The 12,821-nt window shown below is 57.8% G+C and carries 9 protein-coding genes; 7 read left to right on the top strand and 2 right to left on the bottom strand.

Annotation, left to right across the window (positions count from 1 at the left end):
* Window positions 1-120: 120 nt before the first annotated feature.
* Complete coding sequence (locus tag GPK94_RS03550; protein WP_215654483.1) at window positions 121-1,668, top strand: recombinase family protein; 1,548 nt, start codon at window positions 121-123, stop codon at window positions 1,666-1,668.
* Between the two features lie 72 nt (window positions 1,669-1,740).
* Here the strand turns inward: GPK94_RS03550 and trpB are convergent, their stop codons facing one another.
* Complete coding sequence (gene trpB / locus GPK94_RS03545; protein WP_101692650.1) at window positions 1,741-2,943, bottom strand: tryptophan synthase subunit beta; 1,203 nt, start codon at window positions 2,941-2,943, stop codon at window positions 1,741-1,743.
* A gap of 560 nt (window positions 2,944-3,503) precedes the next feature.
* On the opposite strand from trpB, the gene GPK94_RS03540 reads away from it, so the two are divergent.
* The gene (locus GPK94_RS03540; protein ID WP_215654481.1) at window positions 3,504-5,657 is read left to right on the top strand and encodes a 5'-nucleotidase C-terminal domain-containing protein; all 2,154 of its coding nucleotides are present in this window, start codon (window positions 3,504-3,506) and stop codon (window positions 5,655-5,657) included.
* An 89-nt stretch (window positions 5,658-5,746) separates the two neighbouring features.
* Here the strand turns inward: GPK94_RS03540 and GPK94_RS03535 are convergent, their stop codons facing one another.
* Window positions 5,747-6,346 (bottom strand): TetR/AcrR family transcriptional regulator, encoded by a 600-nt coding sequence (locus tag GPK94_RS03535; protein WP_193539123.1) that lies wholly within the window; start codon window positions 6,344-6,346, stop codon window positions 5,747-5,749.
* 224 nt (window positions 6,347-6,570) lie between these two features.
* Here GPK94_RS03535 and GPK94_RS03530 point away from each other — a divergent pair, with 224 nt between their 5' ends.
* The 5 genes from GPK94_RS03530 (at window position 6,571) to GPK94_RS03510 (ending at window position 12,747) form a co-directional block, all read left to right on the top strand.
* Window positions 6,571-7,971, top strand: a complete 1,401-nt coding sequence (locus GPK94_RS03530; protein WP_101692204.1) for an amidohydrolase family protein — start codon at window positions 6,571-6,573, stop codon at window positions 7,969-7,971.
* Window positions 7,972-8,015: 44 nt separating this feature from the next.
* On the top strand, window positions 8,016-9,356 hold the full coding sequence (locus tag GPK94_RS03525; protein ID WP_215654479.1) for a nucleobase:cation symporter-2 family protein: 1,341 nt from the start codon (window positions 8,016-8,018) through the stop codon (window positions 9,354-9,356).
* 177 nt (window positions 9,357-9,533) lie between these two features.
* On the top strand, window positions 9,534-11,141 hold the full coding sequence (locus tag GPK94_RS03520) for an ATP-binding protein (protein ID WP_215654477.1): 1,608 nt from the start codon (window positions 9,534-9,536) through the stop codon (window positions 11,139-11,141).
* A gap of 5 nt (window positions 11,142-11,146) precedes the next feature.
* Window positions 11,147-11,845: a response regulator gene (locus GPK94_RS03515; RefSeq protein ID WP_215654475.1), complete on the top strand. Its 699-nt coding sequence runs from the start codon at window positions 11,147-11,149 to the stop codon at window positions 11,843-11,845.
* The gene (locus GPK94_RS03510; RefSeq protein ID WP_215654473.1) at window positions 11,842-12,747 is read left to right on the top strand and encodes a LysR family transcriptional regulator; all 906 of its coding nucleotides are present in this window, start codon (window positions 11,842-11,844) and stop codon (window positions 12,745-12,747) included. The genes GPK94_RS03515 and GPK94_RS03510 overlap by 4 nt, the downstream gene beginning before the upstream one ends.
* Window positions 12,748-12,821: the final 74 nt, after the last annotated feature.

Below are 12,821 nucleotides of genomic sequence, written 5' to 3'. Positions count from 1 at the left end.
GGAGTCTTGGCACATCTCCCGCCGATTTGCGGGGGACCGCTCCCCGGAGGCCGTGGTCCAGGCCCTGCTCCGGGCCCATATGAAATAGCCCCATATCCACCTGCGAAAGGAGGGACGGCCGTGCGCACATGGAATACGGCCGGGTATCTGCGTCTCTCCCGGGAGGATGGCGACAAGAGCGAGAGTGACAGCATCGCCCATCAGCGCCGTCTCCTGGAGCAATACATCGCGGAGCATCCCGAGCTCCGCCTGATCGATTTCTACCAGGATGACGGCTACACCGGCACTAATTTTGACCGTCCCTCTTTCCGCCGCATGGAGGAGGACATGGCCGCCGGAATCATCGACTGCATCCTGGTCAAGGACCTCTCCCGGTTCGGGCGGGACTACATCGAGGTGGGCCGCTATCTGGAAAAGGAATTCCCCGCCCGGGGAGTGCGCTTCATCGCCGTCAACGACGGGGTGGACAGCGAACAGGGGCGCTATGACATGCTCCTGCCCATCAAAAACCTCTTCAACACCCAGTATGCCAAGGACATCTCGGACAAGGTCCGCTCCACCATCCGCTCCAAGCAGCGGCGGGGGGAGTTTATTGGGGCCTTCCCCAGCTATGGCTACCGGAAAGACCCCAGGAACCACAACCATCTGGAGATCGATCCCCCCGCCGCCTGTGTGGTCCAGCGGATCTTTGATCTGTGTGAGGAGGGGCTCGGACAGCTCAAGATCGCCAAGACCCTCAACGCCGAGCACATCCCCAGCCCCAGCGAGTATAAGCGCCTCTCCGGTGAGCGCTACCACAACGGGCGCAGGATGGATCAGACCACCTACTGGACCTACGCCACCGTCCACCGTATCCTGCAAAACCAGATGTACCTGGGCAACATGGAGCAGGGCCGCAGCGAGCGTCCCTGCATGCACGGGAAGGCCCGCCAGCGGCAGCGGGCGGAGTGGATCGTGGTCCCCGGCACCCATGAACCCATCATCTCCCGGGAGCAGTGGGAGCGGGTCCAGAGCCTGCTTCAAAAGCGCACCCGGCAGCTGAGCTTTGAGCAAAACCAAAGCCCATTTGCCGGTTTTCTCCACTGCGGCGTCTGTGGACGGGCCATGGTAAAGACCCGGCGCCCCGGCGGGCTCTCTTACAGCTGTGGCTCCTATAAGCGCTATGGACCCACTGTCTGCACCAGGCACAGCATCTCTCACGCCGTGCTGGAGCAGATCGTTCTGGCGGATCTCAACCGCCTGCTCTCCTCTGCGGGGGACCTCAACATCCTCGCCCAGCAGTCGGCCGCCGGTCTGCCCCACTCCTCCGGCGGTCCTCCGGAGGGGGAGCGGCTGGAATTCGCTCTCCAGCGTCTGCGCCGGCTGAAAAAATCCGCCTATGAGGATTACCGGGACGGCCTGCTCAGCCGGGCAGACTGTCTGGCCTATCAGGCGGACTATGAAGCACAGATCCAGGCCCTGACCCGCCAGCTCGCCCAGCTCGCCCGGGAACAGAAGGACGATCCCCTCCGCCGGCCCTGGGTGGACGCCCTGCTCCGGCAGGGGAAACTCACCGAGCTGGACCGGGTCACCGTGGCCGAGACCATCCGGGAAATCCGGGTCTTTCCAGATCATCAGCTTGAGATTACATACACCTTTGCCGACGATGCAGGGCTGTTATCCGGGTAAGCTTTCATCCTGTCCTTCCGACAAAAATGGGGGCGCGCCAATCGGTATTGGCGCGCCCCTGTTTCCATTCTTTTATCGGATTCCGTACTTTTCAATGATATAGTCCATATCCTTGTCTCCGCGGCCGGACAGGTTGATGAGGACCGAGCCCTTCCCCATGGTCTTGGCCAGTTTCATGCCATAGGCCACCGCGTGGGCGCTCTCAATGGCGGGGATGATGCCCTCCAGCCGAGAGAGGGTGAAGAAGGCGTCAATGGTCTCCTCATCGTTGACCACGTCGTACTTGACCCGTCCCAGATCGTGGAGGAAGGCGTGCTCCGGTCCGGAGGAGGGATAGTCCAGTCCGCTGGCCACCGAGTACACCGGCGCAGGCTCCCCGTTGGCGTCCTTGAGCATGAGGCTGTTGAACCCGTGCATGATACCCTCGCTGCCGTAGGAGAGGCTGGCCGCGTGATCGCCCAGGGCGGAGCCCCGGCCCAGCGGCTCTACCCCGTAGATGTCCACCGGGTCGTTGAGGAAGCCGGCAAACATGCCCATGGCGTTGGAGCCGCCGCCCACGCAGGCCACCACCGCGTCGGGCAGCTCGCCCGTCATCTCCAGGAACTGCTCTCTGGCCTCAATGCCCACCACAGCCTGGAAATCCCGCACCATCATGGGGAAGGGGTGGGGACCCACCACCGAGCCGATGCAGTAGATGGCGTCCCGGTACTCCCGGCAGTAGGCGTCAAAGGCGGCGTCCACCGCTTCCTTCAGGGTCTGGAGCCCGTGGGTAACCTCGATCACATTGGCACCCAGGATCTTCATACGCGCCACATTGGGGGCCTGCTTCTGGATATCCACCGCGCCCATATAGATGTCGCACTCCAGCCCGAAGTAGGCCGCGGCCGTGGCCAGGGCCACTCCGTGCTGTCCGGCGCCGGTCTCGGCGATGACCTTTTTCTTGCCCATATACTTGGCCAGCAGCGCCTCGCCCATGCAGTGGTTGAGCTTGTGGGCACCCGTGTGGTTCAGGTCCTCCCGCTTGACATATAGCTGCACATTGCCCAGCGTGCCCGAGAGCCGCTCCAGATAGGAGACCGGCGTGGGTCTGCCCTGAAACTCCCGGCGGATGCGCCGCAGCTCACTGACAAACTTGCTGGACTTGCAGATGGTGAAATAGGCCTGGGTGATCTCATCCATGGCCGCCTGGAGCTCGGCAGGAATATAGGAGCCGCCATATTTCCCATAAAACCCTTTTTCATCCGGGTACTGCTTGAAATAAGTATCAAATTCCACCTGATTGAATTTCATGTTCTTCTCCTCCTGACGTATTCCATATCGTTCCGGCATGTTGTCCCGGATGTTTCCCGAAAAAACAAAAACGTCCCTGACAGAACCAACTCTTCTGCCAAGGACGAATCATAGCGCTATCATCCGCGGTGCCACCTTGTATTCACGGGTCATCCCCGCACACTCCATAGGATACCAACATATCCCCGGCAACTAACGTATGCCACACGTTGCGGATACTCCGGAATCCTCCCGTTTCCCCACACCCTCTGCGGTCCATTTGACAGCCTGTGTCCTGCCTGCTTTCCAGCGCCGCAGGCTCTCTGTGAGGGCATGACTGCCGTTATCTCCGCTTCATTGGTTTAGTTTATTAAATTTTCTGCATTATATCATCCCACACGTTCTTTGTCAAGTATTCCTGGCCGCCTTCCCGTCCGTTGTCCCAATTTTTCGTCCTCTTTTCTTTCCTTACATATTCATTACGTCCGCCTCTCTTGCACAGCGTTTGATTCCTTGCTATACTTAATTTGTTCTTATACGAAAATTTTGAGATGAGGAGCATGATTATGAAAAAGATGCGCATTCTCCCCCTGTCTCTGGCCCTGAGCCTTGCGGTCTCCATCCCCGCCTCTGCGGCCTCTCTGAGCGATGTCTCCGGCCCCTACGCCCAGAGCATCGACAACCTTGTCCAGCGCGGTGTGCTCCAGGGTGACGGCACCGGTTCCTACCGCCCGGAGGAGGCCCTGACCCGTTCGGCCGCCGCCTCTATGCTCTACAACGCCTTCTGCCTGGTCCCGGTCTTTTCCATGGAAGCCCCCGCGCCCGAGGCCGGCGAGGACGGCACCATCCCGGAGCCTACCACCAAAGCCTTTTACTCCACCTCTACCACGGTAGCCACACTGGATGCCGCTCTTATGCCCGCCGCTCCCGATGCCGTGGGTACCTGGGCTGAGACTGTGGCCAATACCGTGCTGGAGGCCCGCCTGATGGATCAGATCGACGGCTCCTTCCAGGGGGACAAGACCATGACCCGGACCGAGTTTGCCCTGGCCGTGATGAAGGCGGTCTACGGTGCGGACAAGGAGATGGACTTCCTGGCCCAGGGCCAGGCGGACGGACTGCTCCCGGAAGGCCTCACTCTGGATGATACCGTCATGACCCGCGGCGAGGCGGCTCTGCTGCTGGATACCGCCATCCAGGACCTGACCATTCTCACCACCATGTCCACCTCGGATATCCACGGCAATATGGTCCCCTACACGCCTTCCGGCTCCCGGATCCAGGTGGGCGGTTCGGCCCGGGCGGCCTGGCTCTTTGACGAGGCAAAGCGCCGCAACCCCAACACCCTGATCATTGACGGAGGCGACTCCCCCTACAACACCGATCTGGCCAATATTTCGCTGGGCAAGTCCAGTGTGGACGTTATGAACGCCCAGGGCTACGACGCCACGGTGCTGGGAAACCACGACTTCGACTACTCCTTTGAGAATCTGCTCTCTCTGGCGGACCGTGCGGAATACGCCATGCTCTCCGCCAATACCTTCTGGAAGGACGGCACCTATCCCGAGCAGTTTGATCCCTATATCATCAAGGAAGTGGGCGGCCTGAAGGTGGCCATCGTGGGTCTCACCGACGACGGCAGCAAGGCCACCACCCACTACTCCAACACCCAGGACATCGACTTCCATGACCAGTGGGAAGTGGGCCAGGAGACCGTCACCAAGGCCAGCGCCGAGTCGGATGTGGTCATCCTTCTCTCCCATCTCCACAGCCATAACAACACCGTCCCCACCAAGATCGATGGAATTGATCTGGAGATCGGCGGCGGAAACGACATCTTCGGCCGTCCTCTGAACATTGAGGACACCGTGGTGGTGAATCCCGGCGGCGTAGGCACCTGCGTCAACCAGACCAACCTGAACATCAAGGACGGCGAGGTTCTGGGTTATACCTTCAATCAGATCATCCTCTCCTCCGACGTGCCTGAGGACCCCGAGGTCAAGGCCATCCTGGAGGACTATCAGGCCGACCTGGATGCCCAGATGGACGTGGTCATCGGACAGTGCGCCTCTGACATTGCCTGGTCCAGCCCCCTGGTGCGCACCCAGGAGAGCCCCCTGGGCAACCTGTCCGCCGACGCCCTGCGCGATTACTGTGACGCCGACATCGCCATTCAGAATGGCGGCGGTATCCGTGCCGGCCTCACCGCAGGCGATGTGACCGTGGGCGACGTGTTTGCCATGCTCCCCTTTGACAACAAGGTCACGCTGGTGGAGGTCACCGGTCAGACCGTGTGGGACGCCCTGGAGAACGGCGTGGACGGATATCCCACCACCAACGGCAAGTTCCCCCAGGTCTCGGGCATCAAGTACACCTTTGACGGTTCCAAGCCCGCGGGCGAGCGCATCGTCTCTGTGACGCTGGAGGACGGAACTCCGCTGGATCTCAATGCCTGGTATACCCTGGCCTGCAATGACTTCATGTGCGGCGGCGGAGATGGCTACACTATGCTCAACGTCCTCAATCCCGAAAACGGCGAGGGACACAACGGGGAAATGGCAACCCAGGATCTGCCCGGCTGTAAGCTGATCAACCGTACCAACGACTATTACCGCAATGTGGTCAGCGAGTACATCAAGGCGCAGGGCTCCATTGCTCCGGCTCTGGATGGCCGCATCACCATCCTCAATCCCCAGGAGGGCAGCGGCGCTCTGAACTGATTCTTTCCCGCCCTTCCCATCATCCAACCTCTTGAAATAGACGGGCCCCCGCAGTGCTTGCTCACTGCGGGGGGCCCGTTTTTCAATTTCTATTTGATGAGGGACGGACCATAGTCCGCTTCGATTTTTCCGATCACCATATCCAGGCACTGCGAAAAATATCGATCCAGGGATACGCCATCTCCATTCAGATACTGCATGGAGGCTCCCATCATCAGGGATATCAGCGTGTAGGAGAGATCCTTGGCATACTCCGCTTCCATCTGCGGATAAAATTCCAGCATGCTCTCCACCAGATGCCCTCTCCAGTGGTCAAAGGAGCGGCGGAAATCCTGCTTGACCGTCTCATCCGACTGGCCCAAAAGCCAAAAATCAAACTGGACCTTGTCATAGCGGGGCTGCTCCAGAATGAGCGCCTTCTTCTGCTCAAAAAAGACCGCCAGCCGCTCCCGCAGGGAATGGGTCTCCTGCAGCATAAGCCCGCTGCGTTCCTGGTCAAACCGGTCCTGTATCTCCGCCAGCAGGGCCAGAAGCAGATCATGCTTTGTCTTGAAATGGTAATGCAGATTGGATGCGGCCATGCCCGCCTCCTCCGCAATCAGATGCATCCGGGTCCCGCTGATGGAATATTTGGCCATCACCCGGAGGGCCGCATCCAAAATACGCTGTTCCTGCAAAGTACGAGGCACATCGTTCACCCTTTTCTCGGTAAAATCTATCTCTTAAAAATTATAGAAAGAAACGGGGCACTTTGCAAGGCTCCCGTCTCCCCCGGCTCCCATTCGGCTTTTTGTATAATTTTTTATCCTATTTTTTCTCTAAAATAGTCAATTGACCAAAGCGCACAAGGGGCGTATGATGATAGCAAGAAATTCGACTGACTAATCAGTCAGTATTTTGAGGAGGCAATGCCATGCCGCGCACCCTGATCAAACATGCCGACTGGATCCTTACCATGGATCCCAAGGGTACCCGCTACCGAAATGCGGATCTGCTGCTGGAGGATAACCAGATTTTAGAGATCGGTCCCAACCTGGACGCCGGCCCCGGGCCCGTCCAGGTGATTGACGCCACAGGGAAAATCATCACTCCTGGCTTTGTCAATACCCACCACCACACCTTCCAGTCCCTGGTGCGCAATATCCACATTGCAAATGGTCTGAAGCTGGAGCCGTGGCTCATGGTGGTCTATGATATTTTCCGTGAGATCAATCCCGAGCTGGTCCGCGCCGGGGCCCTCGTGGGCCTGGGCGATCTTCTGAAAACAGGCTGTACTACCTCTTCGGACCATATGTATGTCCATCCCCAGGGCACTCAGCGGCTGACCGATGTGGAGATCGAAGCGGCCGCAGAGCTGGGCATCCGGTTCCATCCCACCCGGGGCGGCATCACCATTGGCCGCTCCCAGGGCTGCGGCCATGTACCCGACGATCTGGTGGAGTCCGCCGATGACATCGTCGCGGATGCGGAGCGGCTCATCGATACCTACCATGACACCAGCCGCTTCTCCATGTGTCAGATCGGCCTCTCCCTGTGCTGGCCCCCCTTTGAAACCGATGAGATCGTGCAGCGGCTGCGGGACCTGGCCCTGAAGCGGAACGTGCAGTGTCACACCCACCTGGGCGAGAGCCAGGGTGAGCTGGCCATCTCCATGGAGCGGCACGGCTGCCGCCCGGTGGAATATATGCGCCGGATGGGCTGGTTCGGCAAGCAGTTCTACTTTGCCCACTGCGTCCAGCTCACCGACGAGGAGGTCCGCCTCTTTGCCGACACCGGAACGGGCATCGCCCACTGCCCCAACTCCAATATGTTCCTCAGCTCCGGCGTGTGCCGTGTCCCCGATTTTCTGGAGGCAGGCGCGGCCATCGGCCTGGGCGTCGACGGAGCCGCCAGCAACAACGCCTCCAACATGATGGGTGAGATCCGCAACTGCTATCTGGTCAACCAGCTGAAATGGGGCAGCCGGGCTCCCTCGGCCGAGCAGGTGCTCCGGATGGCCACCGCCGGCGGCGCGCAGGTGCTGGGCCGGGACGACATCGGCTACCTGGCCCCCGGCATGGCAGCCGATCTGGTCCTCTTTGACTGGAGTCAGTTCTCCTATGCCGGCGGACAGAATGACCCGGCGGCCTGCATTGTGCTCAGCGGCGATCCGCGCATGGTGGATACCGTTCTGGTCAACGGCAAGGTGGTGGTGGAGCACGGTACTCTCACGACCATTCCGGAACGGGAGACCGCACACTGGATCCGCAAGGCCACCCGCAGCATGCTGGAGCGCGCCTCCGTGCGTCAGCCCGCTCTGAGAGACGATTTATAAGATTTATCAAATCCATAGGGAGAAAGAAAAGGAGGAAATTCTGTATGAACCACAAGGCGCCGCGTACTTATGAACTGAACGAAAAGCCCCCTGTTCCCGAGTTGATTCCTCTGTGTCTTCAGCACGTCCTTCTCTTCCTGGCCAGCACCCTGGCCATTCCTCTCATCATCGGTTCCAGCCTGGGCTTCTCCAGCGCGGAGATCACCCTCATGCTCCAGTGTAGCATCTTTATTGCCGGCGTAGGCACCATCCTCCAGTCTCTGGGCGTGGGGCCGGTGGGTAACCGCCTGCCCATCATTCTGGGCGCCACCTTTACCTTCGTGACACCCGCCATCGCCATCTCCCAGGCCTATGGCTTCCCCGCCTTCATCGGCGCCAGCCTGGTATGCGGTGTGGCCGTGGCCCTCTTCGGTGCGGTCAGCGTCAAATTTATCCGCAAGGTCTTTCCCCCTGTGGCCATGGGCTGTGTCATCATGGTGATCGGTCTCACCCTGGTCAGCGTCGCTGTGGGGTACTGTGCCGGCGGCAGCGACAGCCCCACCTACGGAAGCCTGCAAAACTACGGCGTGGCCCTCTTCACGCTGGTCATCGTCATTGTACTCAATGCCTGGGGAAAGGGCTTTGTAAAAGGCGCCTCTGTCCTGATCGCCCTGATTGCCGGGTTCCTGCTCTCCGCTGCGCTGGGCATGGTGGACTTCTCCTCTCTGAATGAGTCCTCCTGGTTCTCCCTGCCCCAGCCCCTCCACTTCGGCATCTCCTTCAAGCTGCCCGCCATCATCATCATGGCCCTGCTGACTCTGGTCAATCTGGTGGAGTTCCTGGGCGACACCTCCACCGTGGCCTTTATTGCGGCCAACCGTGTGGCCACCAAAGAAGATCTCTCCCGCGGCGTGGTCTGTGATGGCGTCGCCAGCATTCTGGGCGCCCTCTTTAACTCCACCCCCACCATCTCTTACAGCGGCAACATCGGCCTCATCGGCGTGACCGGCGTCAAGAGCCGCTATGTAGTGGCCGCGGCCGGCGGATTTATGGTGGTGCTGGGCTTCATTCCCAAGCTCGCCGCCTTCCTCTCCCTCATCCCCACCCCGGTCATCGGCGGAGCTACCCTGGTGGTCTTCGGCAGCATCGCCGCAAACGGCCTGAAGATGCTAGGACAGCAGCAGCTCTCAGAGCGGGATATGCTCCTCATCGCTGTGTCCCTGGCCATTGGCCTCGGCTTCAGCGCCACGCCCACCGCACTGGCCAACTACCCCTTCTATGTCTCCGCCCTCATCAACGGCATCCCCGGAACTGCCTTTTCCGCCATTCTGCTCAACCTGATCCTTCCCAAGGACAAGGCTGTCTCCGCTGCATCTGAGGAGGATACACAGGTGGAGAGCAAGTAATCCCTCATATAAATCTTTTCATATGCTCTAACATCCGGCAATCTGAATCAGATTGCCGGATGTATTTTTTTGCGTCTTTCCCTCCATCTGCTCCTCTTTTGTCAAGTCATGGGATCTATGTTATACTTTTTATATCGCAATCCAGCCCGCATTTGAAACGATGAGGAGACAAGGCATATGAAGAAGAACCCGTGGAAGCAGGTAAAGGTGGAAGATCAGGTCTACTTATTTCAGATCTTTGGCATCGTTGTGACGGTCCTTCTGTTCATGGTCCTCTCCCTCTCGGTTACGCTAACCCGCAGCAGCCGCTCACAAGAGGAAGAACTTCTCAAGATTGGCCGTACCCTGGCCAACTCCTCCATTGTGACCGAAGCCCTTTCTGTCGGCGATAATCAGGAGTATCTCAACAATTATCTGGATGTTTACATTAAGTCCATCGAAAATCTGGACTTTGTAGCCGTGTGCAACACCGAAAGCCAGTGTATTTACTATCCCAACCGGGCTTTTGTGGGACGGACCCTGAGTTTCGGCGGTGAGCAGCAGCTACTCTCCACCGGTGTTCCCTTCATCACCACCGTAGACCGCAAGGCCTATGGTCTGGAGATGGTATATACGCCGGTCACGGACTCGGCGGGCTCCATCATTGGATATGTGGTGCTCTCGGTCTTTCACCAGTCCCCCACGGAAGACGTCATGCACCTGCTGTACCTCTACATGGTCATCTCCTTTGTCACGGCCTTTGTGGGGATCTTTCTCTCCATTTCCATCCGCAGGCGGACCCGTTCCATCCTGCGCGGCCGCGGCCTGGAGGAGTACCGCCGTCTGACCGATGAGCGCACCGAGGTCCTAGACGCCCTGGATGAAGCCATTGTGGCCATCAACCGAAAGGGTGAGGTCATCATGATGAACAAGGCCTTTTTGCAGATGCTCGGCTGTCCGGATCAGGCGCATTTCGAAGGGAAACTGGATGAGATCTTTCCCGAGGCCGACTTATGTCAGATTTTAGAAACCGGCACCTCCCAATTCAATGTCAGCGTCTGCATCCATGGAAAACAGTATCTGAGCAGCCGTATTCCGGTCTATGATCACGGTACCCTGATCGGCGCTGCCTCCATTTCCCGCAATGTAACAGAAGTACAGCATCTGGCCCAAGAGCTCTCCGAGAGCCATAAGATGGTGGACAGTCTCCGCTCCTTCAACCACGAATTCATGAACAAGCTCCATGTGATCCTGGGCTATCTGGAGGCCCAGGAGACCAATGCCGCCAAGAATTTCATCACCAACTGCGGTACTTCCTCGGCCAACATCAGCCGTGTGACCAAGGAGATCGAATCCACCGGAATTGCGGCCATCATCATCGGAAAAATGGTGAGTGCCAGCAGCTATGGCATCAAGCTGGATCTGCTTTCTGACAGTTACTGCAAGAATATGACCCGTGGAATTCCCTTTGACTGCTACGTATCTATTCTTGGAAATCTTCTGGAAAAATCCATCGATGAGCTCAAGGACGCCTCGATCCCGGTCAAAGAGATCAACATTGGCCTCTTTATTGATGAAAACTACACGGTCATCCTGGTCACGGATACAGGACGTGGAATCGTGGAGGAGGTGCGCTCCCACCTGTTTGAAAAGGGCGCCTCTACGAAAGGGGAACACCACGGCACCGGCCTCTTCCTGGTGAAGGAGCTGGTGGACAAATACCAGGGGAGCATTGATGTCAACACCGAGCCCGGCGAAGGAACCTCTATTACGATTTCCTTTGAAGGCACCGCTGCAAAGGAGTAATTGAGATGTATCGAGTCATTATCGTGGAAGATGAGCCGGATACGGCCAAAATAACGAAAGCCGCCATTGAAAAGGCACCTGACTTTCAAGTCAAAGCGATCTTTTCCAACGGCGAAGAGGCCCTCAACTACATCTGGCTCAACCCGGTGGATCTCATCCTGCTGGATCTGTTTATGCCGCAGATGAGCGGAACGGAGTTTCTATACCGCTTGCGAAAAGAAGACATTCCAGTGGATGTGATCGTCGTCACAGCTTCCAGCGACGTGGAACAGGTGCGGGATGTCCTCCCCTTTGGTGTGATCGACTACCTGTTGAAGCCCTTTTCCACCAATCGCATGGTGGAGACCCTTCTGAAATTTGACCAGCGCCGCCGCATTATCAACTCCACCGGACGTCTGAACCAAAGCGAGATCGACGCGGTATTTGCCAACCGTCTCGCCTCGGAAGAGGCTCTTGTGGTGGCTCTGCGGGAAAAAGGGCTGCAAAAACAGCTCTATGACCTGCTTCTGAATCGTATCCGGCAGGAAACCGCCATCACTGCAGATCTGCTGGCTCAGGCTCTCTCCCTTCCTAAAGTGACGGTACAGCGGTATCTGAACTATATGGTGGAGCAGCATGAAATCGTCAGCCGCATCGAGTCCGGGCTCGGAGGACGTCCCGCCGTCTTCTACCGCGCCGCCCTCGGAAAGGAGGAGCTCAAATGACCCTGAAGGAAATGGAATATCTGTTGGTCACCGCACAGACCCACTCCATTACTGAAGCGGCCAAGCGGCTCTATGTGGCCCAGCCCAGTATGACTCACGCCATCCAATCGGTCGAGAAGGAGATCGGATTCCCCATCTTTGTCCGAAGCCGTACCGGCGTTGTGATCACCCCTCAGGGCCAGGAATTTTTGGAAGATATCCGCACGGTCTATGAACAGATGGCGGCGGTGGAACATAAATACATCGAGAAATCGGCAGACCGCAAGATGTTCTCGGTCAGCCTGCAGCACTTCCCCCTCGCCACAGAGGCCTTCGTATCCTTCCTCCACAGCGAAATGGGCACTTCCGGCTACCACACCAAAATTCTGGAGGGCAGAACTCGAGAGGTGATTCAGAACGTGGCCTCTGGCCGAAGTGAGATCGGCATCCTGCATTTTCTGGACCAGTCAGAGCGGGTCATTTTAAAAGAGATCCGAAAAGCCAAGCTGGAGTTTTACAGCATCAAACGCCTTCGTCCCTATCTGATTTTCGGCAAACGGCATCCGCTGCATGGAAAAGACACCGTGTCCGAAGAAGAGCTCTCCCTTTATCCCATGCTCCGCTATGACCAGGGGATGGACGGCTCCCTGAATGTGGCCGAAGAGGGTTGGTTTTCCATGGACGCCGACCGAAAAATCACCATCAGCGACGGCCTCACCATGCTCCACCTCCTCCAAAAAACAGATGCCTATACCATCAGTACCGGGGCGCCGGCTTCCTTTCTCCTCCGCCATGATCTGGTCGGCATTCCCCTGTGCGACGGCGAGCGGATGAAACTGGGATGGATCAAAAAAAATGACACGATCCTTCAGCCGCTGGCCAAGCAGTATCTGCGTCTTTTGAATCAATTTATCGGAGAATAATTTCCATAATATGCCTTTCCATAGTTATTTTCTATGGAAAGGCATATTTTTTACATATTTGTATAAAAACTTTT

Source organism: Pseudoflavonifractor sp. MCC625 (genome assembly GCF_018784545.1).
GTDB lineage: Bacteria > Bacillota > Clostridia > Oscillospirales > Oscillospiraceae > Pseudoflavonifractor_A > Pseudoflavonifractor_A gallinarum.
This window is presented reverse-complemented; position numbering and strand designations above follow the sequence as displayed.

Bases quoted from the DNA above. Each gene is read 5' to 3' on its own strand.
- GPK94_RS03540 (WP_215654481.1), top strand. From the start codon at position 3,504: ATGAAAAAGATGCGCATTCTCCCCCTGTCTCTGGCCCTGAGCCTTGCG.
- GPK94_RS03530 (WP_101692204.1), top strand. From the start codon at position 6,571: ATGCCGCGCACCCTGATCAAACATGCCGACTGGATCCTTACCATGGAT.
- GPK94_RS03525 (WP_215654479.1), top strand. From the start codon at position 8,016: ATGAACCACAAGGCGCCGCGTACTTATGAACTGAACGAAAAGCCCCCT.
- GPK94_RS03520 (WP_215654477.1), top strand. From the start codon at position 9,534: ATGAAGAAGAACCCGTGGAAGCAGGTAAAGGTGGAAGATCAGGTCTAC.
- GPK94_RS03515 (WP_215654475.1), top strand. From the start codon at position 11,147: ATGTATCGAGTCATTATCGTGGAAGATGAGCCGGATACGGCCAAAATA.
- GPK94_RS03510 (WP_215654473.1), top strand. From the start codon at position 11,842: ATGACCCTGAAGGAAATGGAATATCTGTTGGTCACCGCACAGACCCAC.